The organism is Ramlibacter sp. PS4R-6, assembly GCF_037572775.1.
In the GTDB taxonomy this organism is placed as follows: Bacteria; Pseudomonadota; Gammaproteobacteria; order Burkholderiales; family Burkholderiaceae_C; genus Ramlibacter.
Map to the genome: position 1 here is coordinate 1570859 of NZ_JBBHKA010000001.1, position 22991 is coordinate 1593849.

The window sequence follows — 22991 nt, forward strand, 5'->3', positions numbered from 1 at the left end:
AGTCCCCTTCTGTTCGCCAGCGAACAGTGCGCCCGCGTCGCTTGCGTCAGCGCGTCGTCGAGATGCGCACCGTGTCGGACGCCACGTTGCCTGCCGCGTCCGTGGCCTGGGCCTGCACGTTCCCCGACCAGTGCTTGCGGTTCGGCAAGGTCAGCTGGCAGTTGAACGGCGGGCTCGTCGCCACGCAGCTGGAGCCGTTCACCGTGAAGCGCACCTGCTTGACCCCGGCGTTGTCGGACGCGACGGCCGACGCCCAGATCGTGGCGCCCGGCGCGAACACGCTGCCCGCTGCCGGCCCCGTCATTCCCACCAGCGGCGCCTGCGTGTCGACGGGTGCCGTGGGCGGCGGCGGCGCGCTGGCCACGGTCTGCTGCATCGCCGTGATCTCGGCATCGGTGAGCAGGCCGCGGCTGGTGATGGCCAGGCGCTCGGCGGCCGACAGCGCGCCGCCGGCGAAGGCGGACGCGAGGGCCAGGTGGAGCTTGGGCGTCGACAGGTTGTACATGAGCCCGAAGCGGTTCTCGGGCGCCGCCTTGGTGGGTTCGTCGAGCAGTTCGTACACATGAACCGATTCGATGTTGGCGATGGTCTGCGCGCGCAGGTCCTTCAGGTGCTTCGCGAAGGCCTTCAGGCACGCCTCCGTCACCGGCGCGCCGGCGCTGTTCTCGTAGCCCGCGTCGTAGATCTCGCCGCAGTTGAATTCGTTGACGTGCACCGGCTTGCCGAATTTCGCCAGCTGCGCGAGCGGGCCGCCGGTGCCGAACCACGGGTCGGTGAGCATGCTCGCCGTGTTGGCATGCGGGTACACGTGCCAGCCCACCACGTCGAACAGCACGCCGTTCTGTTGCATGAAGGCGAGGAAGCCGAAGTCCCGGCCGACCTCGCCGAGGATGGTGCGCAGGGGCACGCCGGAACTCGCGCGGATGTCGCGGATGGCGCGCGACATGCCGCGCAGCACGGCGGTGAGCGTCGCCACGCAAGGCTTGCCCTGGTACGGCGCCGTGGCGGTGCCCGCGCTGTTCCACGGCACCTCGCGCATGATCTCGGGGCGCAGCTGCGTCTCGTTCAGCAGCTCGAAGTCGTGCACGATGTCCTTCACGCCGTTCACGGCCGCCGCGGCCTGGTTGTACGCGTCCTGCTCGACGCCGGCGAGGTTCGGGTTGCAGCTGTTGTCCCACTGGTAGGAGATTTGCAGCGCCACTTCGACGGTGCCGCCGTTGGCGCGGATCTTCTGCACCTGGTCGCGGAATGCGCTCTGGTCCTGGCCGCCGATGAGGTCCATGCGCGAGGTCTTCAGGTTGCGCTGCTTCATGACGGCGGCGACCTGGTCGTTGGTGGCTGCGGTGCCGCCGCGGTGCGTGTTGACGCCGATGTCGATCGCCCGTGCCGGGGTCGCGAGCGTTGCCGCCACGATCGCCAGGCCCAGGATTCTTGTCTCCAAGCTCATCGCTGTCCTTCGAAATGCAAGGTGGGCCATGGCGGGGGCCCGGCCATGGATGAGCACGGATCGTAGGAGCGACGGATGAGCTACCCCTCCTGAAGAGGTAACGGAATGGATGAGCTGTTACCCCCGCGCGGGGCGCAAGTGACGGCGGGCCGGGGGCTTGAGGCGGGTCGGCGCGCGTTACTGCTGAGCAAGTTACCCGGCGTTGCACCGGGCCTGCGGTGAAATCTCAGTAGCGGTAGTGGCGGTCGTCACGCTCGCCGCGCAGCGCGCTGGACACGAGGTGCGACAGCTTCCACAGCCCCGTGCCGTGGCTCACGTAGGGACGCACCGCGGGCGTGAAGCCGAACTTGGACAGGAAGGCGCCGGAGCGGTGCGTGCCGAACCCGTCGGTGTCGAAGTCCAGGCCGCGCCCGTGCGCCAGGCTCGCCGCGTGCGCGATCAGCAGGCTGAGCGCGCCGGTGCTCGCGCACTCGGGGTTGCGCGCCGAAAGCCAGAAGTACAGGCTGCGCGCGTCCCACACCAGCACGGCGCAGGCGGAATCGACGCCGCCGGCGCCCTCCGCGCACAGCACGGTGGCCTGGCCGCGCGCATGCGCCGCATCGAACAGCCGCTGGACGTCGGCCGCGTCAGCGCGCGACTTCGCCCCGAACTGCGAGCGCAGAACCGCGAAGAAGCGCGACAGGTCCGCGCCCTCGACGACTTCGAAGTCGCGCGCCGCCTTGTTCACGACGTTGCGCGTCTTCTGGTGCATCGCGGCGCGCGACGCCTCCGACGCCGCGGCGACGAAGGTGTAGGTGTGCCCCACCGGGTAGTTCAGCATGACGAAGGGCAGGGCGTTCGGGCAGTTCGTGCCCAGCGCGAGGTCGAAGCGTTCGTGCGGCGGCAACTGCGCCATCAGCGCCGCCAGGATCTTGACCTTCTTCATGAGCGCATGGCCGGGTGCGCCCGGCGGCGGCTGCAGCCAGGGGCTGGCCGTGCGCGTGAGCGGCGGCAGCCCGATGAAGCGCAGGCCCATGCGCCGGGTCGCCGCGAACGACAGTGAGCCGACGAGGACCTGGTCCCAGCGCACCTCCACGCGCTGCCAGCCGCCCGGGGCCGCGGCGTCCAGCCACCAGTCCTCGTCGAAGATGCAGCCGGCGGGCACCGCGCTCACGCTGAAAAACCCGCCGGTGAGCGCTGCAGCTTCGTCACGTAGAACTCGCGGCACGCCTGCGCGAAGCTGTGCCGCAGGTCCGACAGCAGGTAGCGCGCGTGGCGACGGTCGGCGTCCAGCAGGCTCCAGGGGCGCAGCAGGCGCGCGCGGTGCAGGCGCGCCGCCTGCGCGCGCGGCGCGAGCGTGCCGGGCACGAGGAACTCGCGGATGATGTTGTAGCCGGAGAGCAGGCCCACCAGCGAACCTTCGTACGTGAAGCGCGGGTTGCACTCGATGAACCAGGGCCTTCCGTCGGTGCCCACGCGCATGTCGAAGCCGATCGCGCCGTCCAGCTGCAACGCCGAGGCCGCGCGCGCGAGCAGGGCCCACAGCCGCGGCTCGTCGACCACGCGGAATTCGCCGGCGTCCAGGCCGTACGCGATCGCGGCGACGATATCGCCCGCCTTGCAAAGGAGCAAGGCGTTGACGTCGCTGCCCTCGATGAACTCCTGCACCACGATGGGGTGGTGGTCCAGCGCGCGGATGCGCCGCAGCGCCGCCTCGTCGCGCCGCTCCAGTTTCCACACGCCATGGCCGGCGTGGGCATCGACGGGCTTGATCATGACCGGCCGCGCATCCAGCGTCTGCAGCAGCTCGAGGACCTCCTGCGGGCCGTCGCAGGCGGTGGTCGCCGGGTGCGGCAGGCCGAGCGCCGCGCACACCTGCGCGAACGAGTCCTTGTTGACGAGGCGTTCGAACGCCGCGGCGGCCGGCACCGGGAACGTGCGCACCGCGATGCCGCGCCCGTGCCACACGACGAAACGCGTCGTCGCCGGGTCGGAGGCCAGCACGATCTGCGCGCCCAGCGCGTGCGCCAGCGCGTTGACTTCGTGCACGGCTTCCCCCGAAGCCCATGCGCCTGCGCGGACCGCGTGCAAGCCCGCGCAGTACCGCGAGCGCGCGAGCCGCGCCGCCGCACTGCCCGCCGTGCCCAGCACGTGCACCCGCATGCCGGCGTCGTTCACGCATCGCATCACACGGTACGTGAGTTCGTCGCCATCGGCCAGCAACAGGGCCGGGGCGCGCTCGTTCGCGGTGCGGGTCGTGGGCATCGTGCCCCCATTGGGCGCGCCCGGCGGGCCGCGCACATGGGTGAGCCGTCCCGCACGCGCGGGGAGGTTCCGCCCACGGCCGCACACATCGTGACACCTGGCGCGACCGTGGGTGCGCCAGCGCACCGACGATTCGCTGTGTGGCATTCATCCTACAAGCACACCACCGAGGACACCGCAATGGATGCGCCGCAAGTTGCACACACCGATCCCGTCGTCGTTGCAATGGCGTCCGAACGCACGGCAAGGCCCGCCCGCGACGCGGCGGACCTCGAGCGGCGCCGCAACGTGTACCTGGCCACGGTGGCTCATGAGATCCGCAATGCGCTCGCGCCGCTGTCGTGCGCCATCGACGTGCTGGCCGCCCGCGCGCGTGCGGACGACGCGTCCGCGGACATGCTCCCCATCGCGCGCCGGCAGGTGGCGCAGCTCGCCGGCCTCACCGAAGACCTCCTGGACATCGGGCGCGCGGTGACCGACGAGTTCCGCATGGAGTTCAAGCGACATGCCGTGCAGGACCTGGTCGGGGGCGTGGTGGCCGCCTGGTCGGTGCTGGCGCAGACCAAGCAGCAGTCCATCACCGTGGAAATGCCGTTGCCGCCGCTGTGGGTCCGCGCGGACCGCCTGCGCCTGGGCCAGGCGCTGCAGAACGTCGTGGGCAACGCGATCAAGTTCACGCCGGAAGGCGGGCGCATCCTGGTGCGGGTGTTCGCCACCCAGGCGCACGCGACGATCTGCGTCACCGACAGCGGCATCGGCATCGCCGAAGCCGACCTCGCCAACATCTTCCAGCTCTTCTACCGCGTGCGCCGCGAGGGCCCCGGGCCCGGCGGGTTCGGCATCGGGCTGGCGCTGGCACGGCAGTTCGTCGAATGCCACGGTGGCATGGTCAACGCCCGCAGCGAGGGCGCGGGGCGCGGCAGCACCCTCACCATCACCCTGCCGCTCGCGGGAGCGCCCGTAGCGGCTTGACGGCGCGACCCCGGATCGTTGTGTGCGTCACCGCACAAACCGCCAATTCACGGCGGGGCCGGTCTACACTGGGCTTTCCACCACATCGCCCTGGGAGCCCCCTTGTCCGCAGTCAGTGTTGCCCTCCAGGGCAGGGACCTGCTCCAGCACAACCTGCTGCTCGCGGCGCTGCCGCAGGAGACGATGGACCGCTGGGTGCCCGTCATGGAAAGCGTGCGGCTCGACCTCGGGCAGGCCCTGTACGAGCCCGGCGTGACGCTGGCGCACGCCTACTTCCCCGTCACCGCGCTGGTCTCGCTGCTGTACGTGATGGAGAGCGGCGCATCGACCGAGATCGCGGTGATCGGCAACGACGGCATCGTGGGCATCTCGCTGTTCATGGGCGGCGGCTCCACCTCCAGCCGCGCGGTGGTCCAGAGCGCGGGCGCCGCGCTTCGGCTGCCGGTGGCGGACCTCATGTCCGAGTTTTCGCGCGGCACGCTCACGTCGCACCTGCTGCTGCGGTACACGCAGGCCCTCATCACGCAGATGACGCAGACGGCGGCGTGCAACCGGCACCATGCGATCGACCAGCAGCTGTGCCGCTGGCTGCTCCTGAGCCTGGACCGCCTGCCGGGCACCGAGCTGGTGATGACCCAGGAACTCATCTCGAACATGCTCGGCGTGCGGCGCGAAGGAGTGACCGAAGCCGCATCGCGCCTGCAGCGCGCGGGGCTGATCCGCTATTCGCGCGGGCGCATCCAGGTGCTCGATCGCGCGGGCCTCGAGCGCCGCGCGTGCGAGTGCTACGAAGTCGTGCGCAAGGAATACTGCCGGCTGCTGCCCGAATTCCCCAAGGTGTAAGCAGCGGCTGCGTGAGCGGCCTGGCAGACAGACAGCACGGGCGCATGCGCGCACCGTGGTCCGTGACCCCCCACAACAAGCTCATCGATTCGCTGCCGGCCGCCGACCGCGCGGCCCTCTTCGCCAGCGGCAACCAGGTGGACCTCAGCGTCGGCCAGTCGCTGCAGGCCTCGCGCCACAGCATCGCTCGCGTCTACTTCCCCACGTCCGCGTACGTGTCCCTGCAGGCGCGCACGGAGCCCGCCGGCGCCGAGGTGATGATGGTCGGCCACGAAGGGGCGCTGGGCGGACAGCTGGTGCTCGGGGAAGGCGCGCAGCCGCTGGACATGGTGGTGCAAGGCGCCGGCGAGGCGTTGCGCGTGGACGGCGCGGCCTTCGGCGACCAGCTGGCCGGCAGCCCGGCGCTGCGAGCCGCGCTCCACGCCTACGTCGACTACATGATCCAGCAGATCGCCATTTCGTGCGGCTGCGTCCACGGCCACGTGCTGCTCGAGCGCCTGGCGCGGCGGCTGCTGACCACGCACGATTGCGCGCGCCGCGCGGACTTCCACGTGACGCACGAATTCCTGGCGGCGGTGATGGGCGTGCGGCGGGTGGGCGTGACCAATGCCGCGTCGCTGCTGCAGGACCAGGGGCTGATCACCTACCGGCGCGGCGAGGTCTCGGTGGTGGACCGCAAGGGGCTGGAAGCCGCGTCGTGCGGCTGCTATGCGGATTCGCGCCGCACCTACACGCGGGCCATGAGGGGCGTGCGCGACCCGTGAGCCGCGTCAGCTGGTGAGCATGCCGTGCGTGCGGGCGTAGTGGATCGTCTGCGTGCGGCTCTTCACGCCCAGGCGGCGGAACAGGCGCCACAGGTGCACCTTCACCGTGTGCTCGCTGATGCCGAGTTCGTCGGCGATCTCGCGGTTGGAGAGGCCGCGGTCCAGCATCACGATCAACTGCTTCTGGCGCTTGGACAATTTGTTGTCCGTGGGCGAGAGCTCCTCGAAGCCGCCGTCGGCGTTGAGCAGCGCCCGCAGCGCGTTGCCGATTTCCTGGGCGCCGGCCGACTTCTCGATGTAGATGTCGGCGCCGGCTTCGATGCAGCCTTCCTCGGCGTCGGCCGCGGGCGAGGCGGACAGCACGGCCAGCGGCGTTTCGGGGAAGAGCTTCTTCAGCTCGTGGATGCCCGAGGTGCCCGTGGTGTCGGGCAGCTTCAGGTCCAGGCAGATCAGGTCCGGCGCGCCGTGCTGGCGCACCGCCGCACTCACGCCGCCGATGCGTTCGAGCTCGACGACGCTCGCGCCCGGGCGCAGGCGGCGCAGCAGCATCACGACCGCTTCGCGCATGAGCGGGTGGTCGTCGATGACGTAGAGGTTCATGGCCTTGGGGGCCGGACGGGATTCGGGGGTAGCGGTGGCCATAGAACCAAGGATAACGCGATCGGGCCCCCTTGGTAAGAGGAATGGCATTAGCATGCCACCGTCGGGCGGCCCTAGGGCCGCAGCCGTCAGGCGGCTGACAGCGCGGCGAGCGCGGCGCCGAACTCCCCGGCGGCCACCCCGTCGGCCAGCACGAGGGTGCCGGCCACGGCCGGGTCATCCACCGGCGCGCCCTTCTTCAGGTCGGCGATCACCTGGCCCGCCTGCTGGGGCGAGTCGAACGCGCGGCTTTGCGCCAGCAGGCGGCCGTGGGCGTCGAGGAACTTGAAGTAGAACTTGCCGTCGGCCTCGCGGTACTGCTTGAACGAGGGCAGCGCCGCCTTCTCCTTCTTCTTCGCCTTGCCGGCCACGTCGGCCAGGTTGCGCAGGCCCACGGCGGCCTTCAGTTCCGCCATCAGCGGCGCGGCGAGCGCGCGGGCCTTCTCGGCGCCGCGTTGCAGCGTGCGCTCGATCTGCGCGGGGTCGTTCACCAGCGCGTCGTACTTCTCGCGCATCGGCGCGATCTCGCGGTCGATGCGCTCGAACAGCATCTGCTTCGCATCGGCCCAGGAGATGCCCTGCGCGTACGCCTTGCGCAGCGCGTCGGTCTCTTCCTTCGAGGCGAAGGCTTCGTAGATCTGGAACAGCGCCGAGCCTTCGACCTTCTTGGGCTCGCCCGGGCCGCTGGAGTCGGTCACGATGGCCATGATCTGCTTGCGCAGCTGCTCGCGCGGCGCGAACAGCGGGATCACGTTGTCGTAGCTCTTGCTCATCTTGCGCCCGTCGGTGCCGGGCAGCAGCGCCACGGTGTCGTCCACCTGCGCTTGCGGCAGCACGAGGTGCTCGCCATAGAGGTGGTTGAAGCTGGCCGCGATGTCGCGCGCCATCTCGATGTGCTGGACCTGGTCGCGGCCCACCGGGATCCAGTTCGCCTTGAACAGCAGGATGTCGGCGGCCATGAGCACGGGGTACATGAACAGGCCCGCCGTCACGTCGTTGTCCACGTCGACGCCCGCGGCGGTGTTCTTGTCCACCTGCGCCTTGTACGCATGCGCGCGATTGAGCAGGCCCTTGCCCGTGACGCAGGTGAGCAGCCACGTGAGCTCGGGGATCTCGCGGATGTCCGACTGGCGGTAGAAGTACACGTGCTCGGGGTCGAGCCCGCAGGCGAGCCAGCAGGCGGCGATCTCCAGCGTGGAGCGCTGCACGCGCGCCGGCTCGTCCACCTTGATCAGCGCGTGGTAGTCCGCCAGGAAGTAGAAGTTGACCGTGCCGGGCTTGCGGCTGGCCTCCACCGCGGGGCGCAGCGCGCCGACGTAGTTGCCCAGGTGCGGCGTGCCGCTGGTGGTGATGCCGGTGAGGAAGCGGACGGGGGCGGTCATGATCCGAAGGCGGCCGTGAAGGGTGTGAGCAGCACGTCGAGCACGACGTAGCCGAACGCGATGAGCGGGCGCAGCCACCAGTCGCTGACGATGCCGGCGATCACCAGCGCCATCACGATGAAGAAACCCCAGGGCTCGATGCGGCTGAAATTCCACGCCATGCGCCGCGGCAGCAGGCCGACGAGGACGCGGCCGCCGTCGAGCGGCGGCAGCGGGAACAGGTTGAAGGCCCACATCACCAGGTTGGTCAGCACGCCGGCCTTGCACATCTCGATCCAGAAGCGCTCGGTGACCCCCGAGCCCGCGAGCACGACGAACGCGATGCCCCACAGGATGGCCTGGATGAAGTTGGACGCGGGGCCCGCGAGCGCGACCCAGATCATGTCGCGCTTGGGATGCCGCAGCGCGCCGAAGTTCACCGGGACCGGCTTGGCGTAGCCGAAGAGGAAGGCGCCGTGCGTCGCGAAGTACAGCAGCAGCGGCATCACGATCGTGCCGAGCGGGTCGATGTGCTTGATGGGGTTGAGCGTGACGCGGCCCGCGACATAGGCGGTGTTGTCGCCGAAGTAGCGGGCAACGTAGCCGTGCGCCGCCTCGTGGATGGTGATCGCGAAGAGCACCGGCAAGGCGTAGATGAGGACGGTCTGGATGATGTTGGAGGAACCCACGCGGGGGATTGTCTCAGAGCCCGAGAGCGGCCAGGCTGCCGCGCCCTTCGCGCACGACCACCGCATCGCCGCCGGTTCCCATCGGCACGAGGTCCAGCACCGTCGTCGGCTTCGAGGGGCACGCGCCCGCGTCGACCACGCCCGCCAGCTGGTGCTGGAAGCGGTCGCGGATCTCGCGTGCGTCGTTCAGCGCCTCGCTCTCGCCGGGCGCGATCATGGTGGTGGACAGCAGCGGCGCGCCGTGCAGCGACAGCAGCTCCTGCAGCGTGTGGTGGTCCGGCACGCGCAGGCCGATGGTCTTGCGCTGCGGGTGGCTCACGCGGCGCGGCACTTCGCGCGTGGCTTCGAGGATGAAGGTGTAGGGCCCGGGCGTGCCGAGCTTGAGCATGCGGTACTGCTTGTTGTCCACGCGCGCGTAGTTGGCCAGCTCCGACAGGTCGCGGCACAGCAGCGTCAGGTGGTACTTCTCGTCGAGCCGGCGGATCTCGCGCAGGCGGTCGGCGGCGGCCTTGTCGTCCAGGTGGCAGGCCAGTGCGTAGCTCGAGTCGGTGGGCACCGCCAGCACGCCGCCCTTGTGCAAGAGCGCGACGGCCTGCTTGAGCAGGCGCGGCTGCGGGTTCTCCGGGTGCACTTCGAAGAGCTGCGCCATGGTTCAGGCCTCGATCGGTTCGAGCTTGACGCGGCTTTCGCGCACCGTGAGCCAGCCGCCGATGCCGCCGCAGATGACGATGAGCACCATCCCCACGAGCGACCACCCATCCGGCACGTGCGAGAACACGAGCGCGCCCGCCACCATCGCGAACGCGATCTGCGAATAGAGGTAGGGCGACAGCGTGGCGGCCGGCGCGCGCTGGAAGGCCAGGATCAGCATGAAGTGGCCGATGGTGGCGGCCACGCCCATGAAGCACAGCAGCGCCCACAGGAACGCGCGGTCGATGTGCACCCACACGAACGGAAGCGCCAGCGACGCGATCAGCGTGCCGACCCAGCCCGTGTACAGGTGCATGGTGACCGGGTCTTCGGTGCGGGCGAGGCGGCTCGTGAGCACCTGGAACCAGGCGTTGGTGCCCACCAGGCCCAGCGGCAGCAGCGTGGCCCAGTGGAAACTGTCCGCGCCGGGGCGGATGATGACCAGCGTGCCGACGAAGCCGCCCGCCACCAGCACCCAGCGCAGCGGCGACACGTGCTCCTTCAGTACCGTCGCGGCGAGCACGGTGACCACGAGCGGCGCGATGGCGACGATGGCGGTGAACTCGCCCACCGGCATGTACTTCAGGCTCGCGAAGGCGAACAGGCTGCTCGTCAGGAGCAGCACGCCGCGCAGCACCTGGAACTTGGGATGCTGCGTGCGCCACACGCGCATGCCGCGCATCGGCAGGACCACGATGGTGGTCGCGAACGCCTGGAAGGCGTAGCGGAACCACAGCGCCATCAGCAGCGGCACGCCGGCGCTGACGTACTTGGTCGTCGTGTCCAGCGCCGAGAAGCAGGCGCAGGCGGCGACGACCAGCGCGATGCCGGCAAGCGGGTGGTATTGGGGCGTCACTGGATGCGGTCCGCTAACACTTCCCAGACGGGCGTGAGCTCGCCGGGCAGGTAGGGTAGCGCACCCAGGTCGGTATGGCTTTCTTCGGGGCTGTGGAAGTCGCTGCCGCGCGACGCGGCCAGGCCGAACTCCCGGGCGGTGGCGGCGTACTGCACGTACTCGGCCGTGGTGTGGCTGCCGGTGACCACCTCGACGCCGCGGCCGCCGTGCGTCTTGAACTCGATGAAGAGCGCGTACTCCTCGTTCGGCGTGAAGCGGTACCGCGCGGGATGGGCGATGACGGCCATGCCGCCGGCGCGCGTGATCCAGCGCACCGCGTCGCCCAGCGATGCCCACTTGTGCTCGACGTAGCCGGGCTTGCCTTCGGTGAGGAAGCGGTCGAACACCTCGTAGGTGTCCTTGCACACGCCCGACTCCACCAGGAAGCGCGCGAAGTGCGTGCGCGAGACGAGCTCGGGGTTGCCGGCGTACTTCGTCGCGCCTTCGTAGGCGCCCTTGATGCCGACCTTGGCCAGGCCCGCGGCCATCTCGCGCGCCCGCGCGTCGCGGCCGCCGCGCACGGCCACCAGGCCGCGCAGCATCTCGGCGTCGTCGGGATCGAACCCCAGGCCCACGATGTGCACGGTGCGGCCCGCGAAGGACACGGAAATCTCCGTGCCCGTGAGGTATTTCATGCCGTGCGCCCGCGCTGCCTCCATGGCTCGCCGCTGGCCGCCGATCTCGTCATGGTCGGTGAGCGACCACAGCTCCACGCCGTTGGCCGCCGCGCGGGCCGCGAGCGCCTCGGGGGTCAGCGTGCCGTCGGAGACGAGGGAGTGGCTGTGCAGGTCGGCATTGAGGATGGACACGCCCCGATTTTAGGTTTGGGGGTGCATTCGCGCTGGGGCAGGGCCTTCAGCCTCCTGTCAGTTCAGCGCGCCGGCCTCGCTGCGGATGTCGTGCTTTGTTCTCAACGCGCATTCGATGCCCGCCTTCAGGCCCGCCACGATGTTTTCTAGCGGCATGGAAGGCTGGCCCTGGTTGGGGAGCCAGGGCACGTGAATGAAGCCGCCACGCGTGCGTTTGAGCCGGGGATTCGTCGCGAGCTCGTGCATCAGGCCGTAGAACGTGTGGTTGCACACGAAGGTGCCCGCGGTCTGCGACACCTCGGCGGCGATGCCCGCATCGAGCATGGCGGCGCGCATGGCCTTGATCGGCAAGGTGCTGAAGTACGCCGCCGGCCCGTCGGCGACGACGGCCGTGTCCACCGGCTGTGCGCCGGCGTTGTCGGGGATGCGCGCGTCATTGACGTTGATCGCCACGCGCTCCAGCGACAGCGCGCCGCGGCCGCCGGCCTGGCCCGTGCCGACCACCAGAACCGGCAGGTGCCTGAGCAGTTCCTCGCGCAGAGCTTGCACGGCGATGTCGAACACGGTGGGGATGCGCGCGCCAATGATGCGGTGGCCGGCCACCATGCGGCCGTGCAGGGCCTGGGCCGCCATCCAGCTGGGGTTGAGCACGTCGTTGCCGAAGGGCTCGAAGCCGGTCACCAGCACGGTCGGACAGTCGGTCGGGCTGTTGTCTGATCCCGCTACCATGCGTTCACTGTAGCGTAGAGGCACCGCTACAAGGAGAGACACATGCGCTGGGAAGGCAATCGCGAATCGAGCAACGTCGAGGACGTGCGGGGCTCCGGTGGGGGCGGCTTTCCCATCGGCGGGGGCGGATTGAGCATCGGCGCGGTGGTGATCGCGCTGGTGGGCGGCGCCATCTTCGGCATCAACCCGCTGACCATCCTGTCGATGCTCAGTGGCGGCGGCGCGCCCACCGCGCAGCAGGCGCCGGCGCACCCGCCGCCGGCCGACGACCGCGGCGCGAAGTTCGTCTCGGTGGTGCTGGCGGACACCGAGGACGTGTGGGGCAAGTTGTTCCAGGCCGGTGGCGCGCAGTACCACCAGCCCAAGCTGGTGCTGTTCCGCGGGGCCGTGGGCACCGCGTGCGGCACGGGGCAAAGCGCGATGGGGCCGTTCTACTGCCCCGCCGACAAGAAGGTCTACATCGACCTGAACTTCTACGACACGCTGAAGACCCGCCTGGGCGCGCCCGGCGAGTTCGCGCAGGCCTACGTGATCGCGCACGAGGTGGGCCACCACGTGCAGGATGAGCTGGGCATCACGCGCAAGGCCGAACAGGCCCGCTCGCGCATGAACCCGGCGCAGGCCAACGCGGTGTCGGTGCGTGTCGAACTGCAGGCGGATTGCTTCGCCGGCGTGTGGACCCACCATTCGCAGCAGGGCAAGAAGTGGCTGGACCCGGGCGACATCGAGTCGGCCATGAACGCCGCCGCCAAGATCGGCGACGACGCGCTGCAGAAGAACGCCGGCCGGGCCGTGGTGCCCGAAAGCTTCACCCACGGCTCCAGCGCCCAGCGCCAGAAGTGGTTCCAGACCGGCTACCAGACCGGCAGCGTCAAGGCCTGCGACACCTTCGCCTCCCGGGACCTCTGAGCCGCTGCGCCTGCAGCAATCATCCCGTCATGCGAAAATGGCGGGTTGATGCCTAGTTCCTTCAAGAATCTCCAGCTGGCCGAGCCGCTGGCGCGCGCCGTAGCCGAAATGGGCTACGAGCAGATGACGCCCATCCAGGCCCAGGCCATTCCCGTGGTGCTCACGGGCAAAGACGTCATGGGCGCCGCCCAGACCGGCACCGGCAAGACGGCCGCCTTCTCGCTGCCGCTGCTCCAGCGCCTCCTGAAACACGAGAACGCCTCGACCTCGCCGGCGCGCCACCCCGTGCGCGCGCTGGTGCTGCTGCCCACGCGCGAACTGGCCGACCAGGTCGCCCAGCAGGTGAAGATGTACGCCAAGTACACGCAGTTGCGCAGCACCGTGGTGTTCGGCGGCATCGACATGAAGCCGCAGACGGCCGAGCTCAAGCGCGGCGTCGAGGTGCTGGTCGCCACGCCGGGCCGCCTGCTCGACCACATCGAGGCCAAGAACTGCGTGCTGAACCAGGTGGAGTACGTGGTGCTCGACGAGGCCGACCGCATGCTGGACATCGGCTTCCTGCCCGACCTGCAGCGCATCCTGTCGTTCCTGCCCAAGCAGCGCACCACGCTCCTGTTCTCCGCGACGTTCTCGCCCGAGATCAAGCGCCTGGCCAACAGCTACCTGCAGGACCCCATCACCGTGGAAGTGGCGCGGCCCAACCAGGAAGCGTCCACCGTCGAGCAGCATTTCTACAGCGTGAGCGACGACGACAAGCGCCGCGCGCTCAAGCAGATCGTGCGCGAGCGCGGCCTGTCACAGGCCTTCGTGTTCGTCAACAGCAAGCTCGGTTGCGCGCGGCTGGCACGTTCGCTGGAGCGCGACGGCCACAAGACCACCGCCCTGCACGGCGACAAGAGCCAGGACGAGCGCCTCAAGGCGCTCGCCGCATTCAAGGCGGGCGAAGTCGACCTGCTGGTGGCCACCGACGTGGCCGCGCGCGGCCTCGACATCAAGGACGTGCCGGCGGTCTTCAACTTCGACGTGCCGTTCAACTCGGAAGACTACGTGCACCGCATCGGCCGCACCGGCCGCGCCGGCGCTTCGGGCCTGGCGGTGACCTTCGTCGCGCCGTCGGACCAGCGCCTGGTCGCCGACATCGAGAAGCTGCTCAAGCGCAAGATCGAGATCGAGCCCATCGAGTTCGAGGAAGACCGGCCGCGCGGCCGCATCAACGATGGGCGCCGCACCTGGCGCGACCGCGGCGAGGTGGGCGACCCGCGCGACGTGCTCGACGCGCCGCGCGACCGCGACCGTCCGCCTCCGCAGCGCCGCGAACCCGCGCGCGCGCCGTCCGACCCGTTCTTCGACAAGCCCTACGAGTCGGCCGCGCCCGCCGAAGCGGAGGCAATGCCCGCGTGGGAAAAGAGCGCGAAGCAGGCCGCGCCCCGCGTGTCCGGCAACATCAAGACCAAGCGCAAGGTCGCGGCCCTCTTCAAGGCGACGCCGTAACGGGAAGGCGTCGCCCCGGCGCAGGCCGGGGCCCAGTGTCTTTCTGCCCGCAGGCCCCTGGATCCCGGCCTTCGCCGGGATGACATCAGGACGCCAGCTCGTCCAGGATCGGGCAGTCGGGCCGGTCGTCGCCGCCGCAGCAGTGCACCAGGTGCTGCAGCGTCTTGCGCATGGCGGCCATCTCGGCCATCTTCGCGTCGATGTCGGCCAGGTGCTTCTGCGCGATCTTCTTCACGCTGGCGCTGGAGCGGCGCTGGTTCTGCCACAGCTTCACCAGCTCGCCGATCTCCGCCATCGAGAAGCCCAGGTCGCGCGCGTGGCGGATGAAGCGCAGCGTGTGCACCTCGCGCTCGGCATACTGCCGGTAGCCCGCATCGGTGCGCGCCACCGCGGGCAACAGCCCCAGCGACTCGTAGTGCCGCACCATCTTCGCGGAAACGCCCGACAGCTTCGCGGCTTCGCCGATGTTCATTTCGCAACCCCTTTCCAGCGCCGCAGCGTGAGCGCGTTGGTCACGACGCTCACGCTCGACAAGGCCATGGCCGCGCCCGCGATGACGGGGCTGAGCAGGCCGAACGCGGCAAGCGGGATGCCCACCACGTTGTAGATGAACGCCCAGAACAGGTTCTGGCGGATCTTCGAATAGGTGCGGCGCGAGATGTCGATCGCGTCCGCCACCAGTGCCGGGTCGCCGCGCATCAGCGTGATGCCGGCCGCGTGCATCGCCACGTCGGTGCCGGTGGACATCGCGATGCCCACGTCGGCAGCGGCCAGCGCGGGTGCGTCGTTGATGCCGTCGCCCACCATCGCCACGATCTCGCCGGGCCGCTTCAGCTCCGCGACGATGCGGGCCTTGTCTTCCGGCAGGACCTCCGCGCGGAAGTCGGTGATTCCGAGCTCGCGCGCGACGGCGGTGGCGCTGCCGGTGTTGTCGCCGGTGAGCAGGATCGATTCGACGCCGTGGTCCTTCAGGGCCGCGACGGCGTCGCGCGCTGTCGGCTTGACCGTGTCGCCGAAGGCCAGCAGGCCCAGGAGTTGCGGTGCGGCGGTGATGTCGGCGACCCACGACACCGTGCGCCCCTGGTCCTGCAGCTCGCGTGCGCGCGCTTGCAGCGCGGATAGGTCCACCCCCAGCTCCTTCATCAGCCGCGTGCTGCCCAGCCGCAGTTCGCGGCCCCCCACCTGGGCGGCAACACCGCGTCCCGCGATGGCGCTGACGTTCGACGCGCGCTCGAATGGGATCGAGCCCGCGGCCTCGACCGTCGCGCGGGCCAGCGGGTGTTCGCTGCCCGACTGGATCGATGCGCTGGCTGCCAGCAGCGCGTTGCGGTCGCCGTTCGCGGCTTCCGCAGCGACGAGCCGCGGCTTGCCTTCGGTGAGCGTGCCGGTCTTGTCGAAGGCCACGCGCCGGATCGCATGGGCGATCTCCAGGGCCTCGGCGTCCTTGATCAGGATGCCGTGCTTCGCGGCCACGCCCGTGCCGGCCATGATGGCCGTCGGCGTCGCGAGGCCCAATGCACACGGGCAGGCGATGACCAGCACGGCGACGGCGTTGAGCAAGGCCTGCTCCCAATCGCCGGACACGATGCCCCACGCCACCAGCGTGACGGCTGCGATGCCGATGACGACCGGGACGAACACTTCGCTCACGCGGTCGACCAGCCGCTGGATGGGCGCCTTGCGCGCCTGCGCCGATTCGACCAGCCGCACGATGCGCGCCAGGGTCGTCTCCGCGCCGATCGCGGCGGTCCGCACGACGAGCAGGCCCTGCGCGTTGACCGAGCCCCCGGTGACGCGGTTGCCCTCGTGCTTCGCCACCGGGAGGCTCTCGCCGGTGATGAGCGATTCGTCGACCTCGCTCGCGCCTTCGATCACGACGCCGTCGACGGGGATACGCTCGCCCGGGCGCACCACCACGACGTCTTCGACGCGCACCTGCGCGATCGGCACTTCCGACTCCGCGCCGCCGCGGCGCACGCGCGCCACCTCGGGGCGCAGGGCGTTGAGCGCGCGGATCGCCTCCGTGGTCTGGCGCTTGGCGCGCGCTTCCAGCCACTTGCCCAGCAGCACCAGCGTGATCACGACGGCCGATGCCTCGAAATACAGGTGCTGCATCGCGTGGTCGCCATGGCGAAGCAGCTGCCACACGCTCAGGCCGTAGGCAGCGCTGGTGCCGATGGCCACCAGCAGGTCCATGTTGCCGGCGCGCGCCCGCAGCGCCCTCCACCCGGCGACGTAGAAGCGCGCGCCCAGCCAGAACTGCACGGGCGTCGCCAGCGCGAGTTGCAGCCAGCCGGGGACCATCCATTCGATGCCGACCAGCGCTGCGGCCATCGGCAGCGCGAGCGGCAGCGACAGGGCCGCTGCCAGCAGGACGGGGACGGGCGACGCGGCCTCCTTCGGCGGCGCGTCCGCCACGGGCGCAGCCTTGTAGCCGGCCTTCTCGACGGCCGCGGTGAGCAGGGCGATATCCAGCGCCGCCGGCGCGCGCACCTCGGCGGTCTCCGTCGCCAGGTTCACTTCGGCTTCGCTGACGCCGGGCACCTTGCGCAGGGCTTTCTCGACGCGCGCCACGCACGACGCGCAGGTCATGCCTTCGATGCTCAGGCGGATGGGGGTGAGGGTTGCGGTATCCATGGATGCAGTCTGAACCTTACCATCATGTCAAGGTCAAGCGGCCGCAGGGCCTTGACCTTGCCACGGTGGGAAGGTGCAAGATACCTGCAACAAAGGAGAAGGCACTTGATCCAGTTCAACATCCCCCAGATGAGTTGTGGCCACTGCGCCCGCGCAGTCACCGAGGCCGTCAAGGAAGTCGACCCGAATGCAACGGTCGACGTCGATCTGGCCTCGAAGCAGGTCAGCGTCGTGTCGACGGCCGAGCGGCAGGAGATCGTCGCAGCCCTCGCGGAGGCCGGGTACGCCCCGGCGTCATGAGCCCATGCACCACGGCCATCACCACCCCGATCACGGTCCGGGCCACGGCAAGCATCCGAGCCTGAACGTCACCGCTTTCTTCGCGACCTTGCATTGCCTTTCAGGCTGTGCCGTCGGCGAGGTCCTGGGCATGGTCATCGGCACGGGCCTCGGGCTCGGCAACGCGGCCACCGTCGTCCTGTCGGTCGTTCTTGCGTTCGTCTTCGGCTATGCGTTCACGATGACGCCCCTGCTGCGGGCCGGAATCGCTGCGAAGCGCGCGGCAACGCTTGCTTTCGCCGCGGACACGGCTTCGATCAGCATCATGGAACTGGTCGACAACACGGTGATGCTGGCCATCCCGGGCGCGATGGATGCGCACCTCGGCTCCGCGCTGTTCTGGGGGGCACTGGGCCTTTCGCTGGTTGTCGCCGGCGCCGCGGCTTATCCGGTGAACCGCTGGCTCATTGCCAGGGGCAGCGGCCATGCGGTCGTGCACGCACACCACCACCACTGAACCGCCCGCGGCTTGACAGCGCCCGGGCGCGCGGCCAGAGTCCCTCCCGGGAAGGAGCTGGAAATGGCCCACATGAACATCGGCGACGCGGCCGCAGCCGCCGGCGTGACGCCCAAGATGATCCGCCACTACGAATCGCTCGGCATGATTCCCGGCGTGCAGCGCACCGAAGCCGGCTACCGGATGTACTCGCCGCGCGAGGTCGCGATGCTGCGCTTCATCCGCCAGGCGCGCGGCCTGGGCTTCCCGGTCAAGCAGGTCGAGACGTTGCTGGCCCTGTGGCGCGACGAGGGCCGCGCCAGCCGCGAAGTCAAGGAAATCGCCGAGCAGCAGCTGGCCGAGCTCGAGGAGCGCCAGCGCGAGATCGACGAGATGCGGGCCATGCTGTCCGACCTGGTGTCGATGTGCCGCGGCGACGACGACCCGCACTGCGCCATCCTCGAAACCCTCGCGTCGCCCGGAGACGCCGCGGCGGCTGGTCATGACGCGCGCAAGAACCTGAAGAAGGTGCGGGCCGGCTCCACCGCGCCCGCCCGGCAGGCGTGCCACGTCGTGACGCCCGAAGACGCGCCGCACGCGGGCCTGGCGGCCTGGACCCGCGGCCTCGGCCGCTAGATCAGCGCGCCGGCGCCTTCAGCCACTTCTCCCCGGAACGCAAAGGCCCGCTCAGGGTCTTGAGGAAAGCGACGAGCTGCTTCACCTCGGTCGCGTCCAGTCCCAGCGGCTGCAGTTCGCTGTGCCCCTGCGGCGCGGCGGGCGCGCGGTTGTAGTGCCGCACGACGTCTTCGAGCGTGGCGAACTGGCCCGCGTGCATGTAAGGCGCACGTTCGGCCACGTTGCGCAGCGACGGCGCGCGGAACTGGCGCAGGTGATTGTCCGAGCCTTCCGCCAGGAAGCGGATCTCGCCGCATTGCTCCGGCTTCGCGTCGCTGTGCCGGCCCAGGCAGTTGAATTCGTCTGCCAGCACCTGCCGCGCACCTGCGAGGCGGCCGCTGTCCGGCTTGCCGCCCGCCGCCAGCGGCACGCCGGTGTTGTGGAACTCGTTGTTGGTGAAGAGCGGCCCGGCGTGGCACTGGATGCAGTTGGCCCGGCCGATGAAGAGCTTGAGTCCCGCGATCTCGTCGCGCGACAGCGTCGCCGCCATCCGCGCCGCATCGCCCCGCGCCGCCGCGTCGGCATAGGCATCGAAGCGCGAGGGGCCGGGCTCGATCCTGCGCTCATAGGCCGCGATGGCCTTGCCGAGGTTCGCGAAGATGGCGTCGACCTTGTCGCGATCGGGCGCGGGCATCGCCTGCCAGGCTGCTGCGGCCTGCGCATTCGCCACAGGGCCCGCATTCTTCGGCAAGTGCCCGATCGCAGGCATCTTCCCGAAGATCCTCTCGTAGTCGGCGAGATAGGCACCCGCAAGCACGTGCGCGTACTGCGTGCGGTCGCCGCCGTGCTCGACCGGGCTCTCGAGCGGGCCCAGCGCCTGCGACCATTGGCTGTCCTTGCGGCCGTCCCAGAATTGCCAGGGACTGCGGGCGGTGCCCACGATGCTCATGGTGCGGCGATCGGTCGTCCCGATGCCCCTGGCGAGGGGCGTGCCGTCCTGGAACTGCCTGTCGGGAAGGTGGCAACTGGCGCACGACACCTGGCCGTTGGCGCTGAGGCGGCCGTCGAAGAAGAGGCGCTGGCCGAGTTCGGCCGCGCGCTCGTCGTCGGCCACGCGGTTGGACGGGTCGGCGGGCAGGGGCGGCAGGTTCGCGATCGAAAGTTGCCCGATCCGTTCGATTTCCGTGTCCGACCACAGCGGGGCCCGCACAAAGCCGAGCGATGCGAGCGCCGCAGCCACGACGGCGGCAGCGGTGAGCAGCGAAGGCAGCCTGCGCAACATTCCCGGCCTCCTACTTCTTCAGCTGGAGGTTGAAGCTGGCGCGCTCCGTGCGGCCACCTGCCGTGATGTCGAAGTCCATCACCCACCAGCCGCCCATCTGGAACTTGATGCCCTCCACGAGGTAGTCGCCGTTGCCGAGGTTGCGGGTCATGCGCGGGCGCGTCGGAAGGCCGTGGCGGTGCTCGGGCATGTCGCCGTCGATCGCGATGGCGGCATCGGTGACGGGCGAACCGTCGGTGCGCGCCACGTGCAGCTTCCATGCGTGCAGGCGGCCGACGGGGATCGTGCCTTCGGTCGCGTACGAAACGCGGAAGGCCCCGTGCGCCGACACGCGCTCGGTCGCGTACTCGGGGCCCGCTGCCGGCGGCCTGACACCCGCTGCGGCGCAGGCGGTGACGAAGCTCGCGGACAAGGCGGCGGCAAGCGCGAGGAATTCGCGGCGTCGGGTCGTCTCTTTCATGGCCGTGCTCCTCATTCGCAACGCGTGACGTAGCGAAGTTCGGCCGCGGCCGACGCATGGGTGATGCCGAGGTCGCGCAGTTCGTACTCGCTCATCGTGGACAGCAGTTCGAGGTCGCGCTGCGCGCGGCGCGCTTCACGCCAGCGGCGTGCCAGGCGCTGCAGCCAGTCGGCCGCTGCGGAAAGCAGGAAGACGGGGTTCATGGGGGCTCCTTGGGTGTGTTGGAGCCGCAAGGTTCAACCCTGACCCGATGGCAAGGTCAAGGGAGCGGGGCCGGGGCGCGGGGGGTTGACCTTGACACCGCGTCAAGGTTGAAACTTGCGCCATTCCCAAGGAGCAGCCATGCAACTCTTGAACATCGGCGATGCAGCCGCCGCAGCGGGCGTGACCCCCAAGATGATCCGGCACTACGAGATGCTGGGCCTCATCCCCGAGCCCCAGCGCACCGACGCCGGCTACCGGCTCTACGGCGAGCGTGAAGTCGCCATGCTGCAGTTCATCCGGCAGTCCCGCGGCCTGGGCTTCTCGATGCAGCAGATCGAGTCGCTGCTGTCTCTGTGGCGCAACCCTTCGCGCCACAGCAAGGAGGTCAAGGAAGTCGCGCAGCGGCAGCTGGAGGAGTTGCAACAGCGCCAGCGCGAACTCGACCAGATGCGCGGCACGCTGGAGAAGCTGGTGCAGGAATGCCGCGGCGACGACTCCGCGCACTGCGCGATCCTGGACCGGCTGTCGCGGCCTGCGAAGCCTTGCTGCAACGACGGGGCGGACCGCGCGAAAAAGGCGCTCAAGGCCGTTCGCCCGGGTGAACGGCGCCCGGCCGCCGCGCGCCCGCGCCCCGACGCAGCGCCCGCGCAAAACCCGCATGCCGCGCTGACCGCGTGGTCGCTGGCGCTCGCGCGGCACGCCTGACCCTGCACCACGAGGAGCCCGGCATGACCCGCGCCACGCGCAACCACCTGCGCCGCCTCGCACTGCGCCTCGTCTGCGCCGCGACGGGGGCGGTGTTCCTCGGCATCGTGGGCCACCACGTGTACACGATGGACTTCGAGCCGCTGGCGGCGCTTTGCCTGCCGTTCCTGGTAATCTTCTTCGGCTTCACGTCGCTGCTGTACATGCGCGGGCGCTCGCTCGGCCGCGGCCGCGAATCGCTGCGCACCCTCTTCGCGGCGGAGCGCGCGATGCAGGGCGCCGTCTTCTACGTGTCGGGCGTGGTGCTGGGCGTGAGCTTCTACGGCCTGTTCCGCTACATGGGTTTCGAGTTCGACGCCGCCAGGCCGGACCTGCACGGCCTGTGGCTGCTGCTGTTTTTCGTTCCCTACTGGCTGATGCAGCGCGGCTTCTTCATGTTCCTCACGGCCGTCTGGATCATCGTGCCGCAGTTGCTGCATCCGGTCAGCTCCTACGAGCTGTGGCGCCGCGTGGCCCGGCAACCCTGACGCCGGGACGGACCACCGCTTCACTTCCCGCGCCGGTGCGCGGCGTCCACTTCTTCCTGCGCCCGCCGGATGCGCTCCGGCCACTGCGCCTTGATGAAGGACAGCACGGCGTTGATCTCCAGGTCGGACAGCACGCCGGCGAAGGCCGGCATGTCCGAGTCGTAACCCGTCGTTCCTGCGGCCTTCGCGATGCCGTGCTTCGTGAGGTTGAACAGCACTTCGTCCGGGTGGTGCCAGGTGTGGCCCTTGGCATCGTGGGGTGGGGCCGGCAGGCGGCCCGCGGCGTTGCGCAACTGCCAGTTCGGCTGGCCTTCGAGCTTCTCGCCGTGGCACGACGCGCAGCGTGCTGCGTAGATGGCGCGGCCCTGCGCGACGACCTGTGCGTCGTCCGCGCGCAGCTTCGCCGGGTCGACGGGGGTGTCGCAAGCCGCCAGCGCCAACAGGGCGCCGAAGAAAGCAAGCCCCTTCATTCGCCCGGCGCCTGCGCCTGCTCGCAGTCGACCTGCACCAGTTCGTGGCCGCCGTCGGCCGCGAGCCGCAGCGCCGAGAGGCAGCCGCCCCACACGCAACCCGTGTCGAGCGAGATCACGTCGGGCCGGCGCAGGTAGCCCAGCTGCGACCAGTGCCCGAAGGCGATGGTCTCGCCCGCCGTGCGGCGGCCCGGCACGTCGAACCAGGCCACGGTGCCCGCGGGTGCGTCGGCGATGCCGCCGGACGCCTTCAGGTGCATCACGCCTTCGGGCGTGCAGAAGCGCAGCCGCGTGAGCGCATTGACGACAACCCGCAGGCGCTCGGCGCCGCGCAGCGTGTCGCGCCACTGCGCCGGTTCGTTGCCGTACATCTGCGGCAGGAAGTCGAACAGCTCCGGGCCACGCAGCACGGCTTCGACTTCGGCGGCGAGCGACAGGACCTGTGCCGCATCCCATTGCGGCAGCACCCCGCCATGCACCATCAGGAGGCCGTGCTCGCGCATCGCCATCTTCTGCGCGCGCAGCCATTCGAGCATCTCGCCGCCGTCGGGTGACTTGAGCACCCGGTCCATGGTGTCGTTGCGGTGCGGCGCGCGGTTGCCGTGCGCCACCGCGAGCAGGCTGAGGTCGTGGTTGCCCAGGAGGCAGCGCGCCGCGTCGCCGTATCCCATCAGCCGGCGCAGTACCGCGTCGGACTCGGGGCCGCGGTTGACGAGGTCGCCCAGCAGGTAGGCGGTGTCGCGGCTCGGCGAGAAGCCCACCTTCTCCAGCAGGCGCCCGAGCGCCGTGTCGCAGCCCTGCACGTCGCCGATCAGATAAAGTGCCATCGAGAAT

At 69.9% G+C, this 22991-nt stretch carries 27 protein-coding genes; 10 read left to right on the forward strand and 17 right to left on the reverse strand.

Translation table 11 applies throughout. From position 1 onward, the window contains the following. Window positions 1-46 precede the first annotated feature (46 nt). The 3 genes from WG903_RS07620 to WG903_RS07630 all read right to left on the reverse strand — a co-directional run bounded on the left by WG903_RS07620 (window position 47) and on the right by WG903_RS07630 (window position 3691). Complete coding sequence (locus WG903_RS07620; RefSeq protein WP_340073910.1) at window positions 47-1441, reverse strand: Ig-like domain-containing protein; 1395 nt, start codon at window positions 1439-1441, stop codon at window positions 47-49. Between the two features lie 232 nt (window positions 1442-1673). Then, window positions 1674-2600 (reverse strand): GNAT family N-acetyltransferase, encoded by a 927-nt coding sequence (locus WG903_RS07625; protein WP_340073912.1) that lies wholly within the window; start codon window positions 2598-2600, stop codon window positions 1674-1676. Next, a complete protein-coding gene (locus WG903_RS07630) occupies window positions 2597-3691 on the reverse strand; it encodes an ATP-grasp domain-containing protein (RefSeq protein WP_340073914.1) in 1095 nt (364 codons plus the stop codon). The genes WG903_RS07625 and WG903_RS07630 overlap by 4 nt, the downstream gene beginning before the upstream one ends. 180 nt (window positions 3692-3871) lie before the next feature. On the opposite strand from WG903_RS07630, the gene WG903_RS07635 reads away from it, so the two are divergent. The 3 genes from WG903_RS07635 to WG903_RS07645 all read left to right on the forward strand — a co-directional run bounded on the left by WG903_RS07635 (window position 3872) and on the right by WG903_RS07645 (window position 6270). Then, the gene (locus WG903_RS07635; RefSeq protein ID WP_340073916.1) at window positions 3872-4663 is read left to right on the forward strand and encodes a sensor histidine kinase; all 792 of its coding nucleotides are present in this window, start codon (window positions 3872-3874) and stop codon (window positions 4661-4663) included. A 183-nt stretch (window positions 4664-4846) separates the two neighbouring features. Then, entirely contained in the window at window positions 4847-5506 is a 660-nt protein-coding gene (locus WG903_RS07640) for a Crp/Fnr family transcriptional regulator (protein ID WP_340078210.1), read from the forward strand. Between the two features lie 62 nt (window positions 5507-5568). Then, window positions 5569-6270 (forward strand): Crp/Fnr family transcriptional regulator, encoded by a 702-nt coding sequence (locus tag WG903_RS07645; protein WP_340073918.1) that lies wholly within the window; start codon window positions 5569-5571, stop codon window positions 6268-6270. Window positions 6271-6276: 6 nt separating this feature from the next. Here the strand turns inward: WG903_RS07645 and WG903_RS07650 are convergent, their stop codons facing one another. From WG903_RS07650 to pcp, 7 genes are all read right to left on the reverse strand, one after another. Then, window positions 6277-6870, reverse strand: a complete 594-nt coding sequence (locus tag WG903_RS07650) for a response regulator transcription factor (protein ID WP_340078211.1) — start codon at window positions 6868-6870, stop codon at window positions 6277-6279. Window positions 6871-6998: 128 nt separating this feature from the next. Next, window positions 6999-8291: a tryptophan--tRNA ligase gene (locus WG903_RS07655; RefSeq protein WP_340073920.1), complete on the reverse strand. Its 1293-nt coding sequence runs from the start codon at window positions 8289-8291 to the stop codon at window positions 6999-7001. Next, window positions 8288-8968, reverse strand: a complete 681-nt coding sequence (locus tag WG903_RS07660) for a site-2 protease family protein (protein ID WP_445263626.1) — start codon at window positions 8966-8968, stop codon at window positions 8288-8290. Before WG903_RS07660 ends, WG903_RS07655 begins: the two co-directional genes overlap by 4 nt. A 4-nt stretch (window positions 8969-8972) precedes the next feature. Beyond that, window positions 8973-9608 carry an L-threonylcarbamoyladenylate synthase gene (locus WG903_RS07665; protein WP_340073924.1) on the reverse strand — a complete coding sequence of 212 codons (636 nt, stop codon included), beginning with the start codon at window positions 9606-9608 and terminating at the stop codon, window positions 8973-8975. A gap of 3 nt (window positions 9609-9611) precedes the next feature. Next, window positions 9612-10505, reverse strand: a complete 894-nt coding sequence (locus WG903_RS07670) for a DMT family transporter (RefSeq protein WP_340073926.1) — start codon at window positions 10503-10505, stop codon at window positions 9612-9614. Then, window positions 10502-11353 (reverse strand): 3',5'-nucleoside bisphosphate phosphatase, encoded by an 852-nt coding sequence (locus tag WG903_RS07675; protein ID WP_340073928.1) that lies wholly within the window; start codon window positions 11351-11353, stop codon window positions 10502-10504. Before WG903_RS07675 ends, WG903_RS07670 begins: the two co-directional genes overlap by 4 nt. 57 nt (window positions 11354-11410) lie before the next feature. Then, window positions 11411-12082 carry a pyroglutamyl-peptidase I gene (pcp, locus tag WG903_RS07680; protein WP_340073930.1) on the reverse strand — a complete coding sequence of 224 codons (672 nt, stop codon included), beginning with the start codon at window positions 12080-12082 and terminating at the stop codon, window positions 11411-11413. Window positions 12083-12124: 42 nt separating this feature from the next. On the opposite strand from pcp, the gene ypfJ reads away from it, so the two are divergent. Beyond that, window positions 12125-12991: a KPN_02809 family neutral zinc metallopeptidase gene (gene ypfJ / locus WG903_RS07685; RefSeq protein WP_340073932.1), complete on the forward strand. Its 867-nt coding sequence runs from the start codon at window positions 12125-12127 to the stop codon at window positions 12989-12991. A 48-nt stretch (window positions 12992-13039) separates the two neighbouring features. Next, window positions 13040-14482 carry a DEAD/DEAH box helicase gene (locus tag WG903_RS07690; protein WP_340073934.1) on the forward strand — a complete coding sequence of 481 codons (1443 nt, stop codon included), beginning with the start codon at window positions 13040-13042 and terminating at the stop codon, window positions 14480-14482. A gap of 85 nt (window positions 14483-14567) precedes the next feature. On the opposite strand, the gene cueR (WG903_RS07695) is transcribed toward WG903_RS07690, so the two are convergent. Both cueR (WG903_RS07695) and WG903_RS07700 read right to left on the reverse strand, forming a co-directional pair. Then, entirely contained in the window at window positions 14568-14954 is a 387-nt protein-coding gene (cueR, locus tag WG903_RS07695) for a Cu(I)-responsive transcriptional regulator (protein ID WP_340073936.1), read from the reverse strand. Next, window positions 14951-17119 (reverse strand): heavy metal translocating P-type ATPase, encoded by a 2169-nt coding sequence (locus tag WG903_RS07700; protein ID WP_340073938.1) that lies wholly within the window; start codon window positions 17117-17119, stop codon window positions 14951-14953. Before WG903_RS07700 ends, cueR (WG903_RS07695) begins: the two co-directional genes overlap by 4 nt. A gap of 105 nt (window positions 17120-17224) precedes the next feature. On the opposite strand from WG903_RS07700, the gene WG903_RS07705 reads away from it, so the two are divergent. From WG903_RS07705 to WG903_RS07715, 3 genes are all read left to right on the forward strand, one after another. Next, entirely contained in the window at window positions 17225-17419 is a 195-nt protein-coding gene (locus WG903_RS07705) for a heavy-metal-associated domain-containing protein (protein ID WP_445263583.1), read from the forward strand. Window positions 17420-17423: 4 nt separating this feature from the next. Continuing rightward, a complete protein-coding gene (locus tag WG903_RS07710) occupies window positions 17424-17915 on the forward strand; it encodes a DUF4396 domain-containing protein (protein WP_340073940.1) in 492 nt (163 codons plus the stop codon). 63 nt (window positions 17916-17978) lie between these two features. Then, window positions 17979-18530 (forward strand): MerR family DNA-binding protein, encoded by a 552-nt coding sequence (locus WG903_RS07715; RefSeq protein WP_340073942.1) that lies wholly within the window; start codon window positions 17979-17981, stop codon window positions 18528-18530. Window position 18531: 1 nt separating this feature from the next. On the opposite strand, the gene WG903_RS07720 is transcribed toward WG903_RS07715, so the two are convergent. The 3 genes from WG903_RS07720 to WG903_RS07730 are packed head-to-tail and all read right to left on the reverse strand — an operon-like array spanning window position 18532 to window position 20454. Beyond that, a complete protein-coding gene (locus WG903_RS07720; protein ID WP_340073944.1) occupies window positions 18532-19791 on the reverse strand; it encodes a cytochrome-c peroxidase in 1260 nt (419 codons plus the stop codon). A 10-nt stretch (window positions 19792-19801) separates the two neighbouring features. Then, window positions 19802-20251 carry a FixH family protein gene (locus WG903_RS07725; RefSeq protein ID WP_340073946.1) on the reverse strand — a complete coding sequence of 150 codons (450 nt, stop codon included), beginning with the start codon at window positions 20249-20251 and terminating at the stop codon, window positions 19802-19804. A gap of 11 nt (window positions 20252-20262) precedes the next feature. After that, a complete protein-coding gene (locus tag WG903_RS07730) occupies window positions 20263-20454 on the reverse strand; it encodes a hypothetical protein (RefSeq protein ID WP_340073948.1) in 192 nt (63 codons plus the stop codon). A 139-nt stretch (window positions 20455-20593) separates the two neighbouring features. On the opposite strand from WG903_RS07730, the gene cueR (WG903_RS07735) reads away from it, so the two are divergent. Together cueR (WG903_RS07735) and WG903_RS07740 are read left to right on the forward strand one after the other, a co-directional pair. Beyond that, window positions 20594-21160 (forward strand): Cu(I)-responsive transcriptional regulator, encoded by a 567-nt coding sequence (gene cueR, locus WG903_RS07735; protein WP_340073950.1) that lies wholly within the window; start codon window positions 20594-20596, stop codon window positions 21158-21160. Window positions 21161-21183: 23 nt separating this feature from the next. Next, window positions 21184-21687, forward strand: coding sequence for a hypothetical protein (locus tag WG903_RS07740; protein WP_340073952.1), 504 nt, complete (start codon window positions 21184-21186; stop codon window positions 21685-21687). A gap of 20 nt (window positions 21688-21707) precedes the next feature. Here the strand turns inward: WG903_RS07740 and WG903_RS07745 are convergent, their stop codons facing one another. Beyond that, window positions 21708-22157: a c-type cytochrome gene (locus WG903_RS07745; protein WP_340073954.1), complete on the reverse strand. Its 450-nt coding sequence runs from the start codon at window positions 22155-22157 to the stop codon at window positions 21708-21710. Further along, window positions 22154-22984: a symmetrical bis(5'-nucleosyl)-tetraphosphatase gene (locus WG903_RS07750; RefSeq protein ID WP_340073956.1), complete on the reverse strand. Its 831-nt coding sequence runs from the start codon at window positions 22982-22984 to the stop codon at window positions 22154-22156. Before WG903_RS07750 ends, WG903_RS07745 begins: the two co-directional genes overlap by 4 nt. Window positions 22985-22991 lie beyond the last annotated feature (7 nt).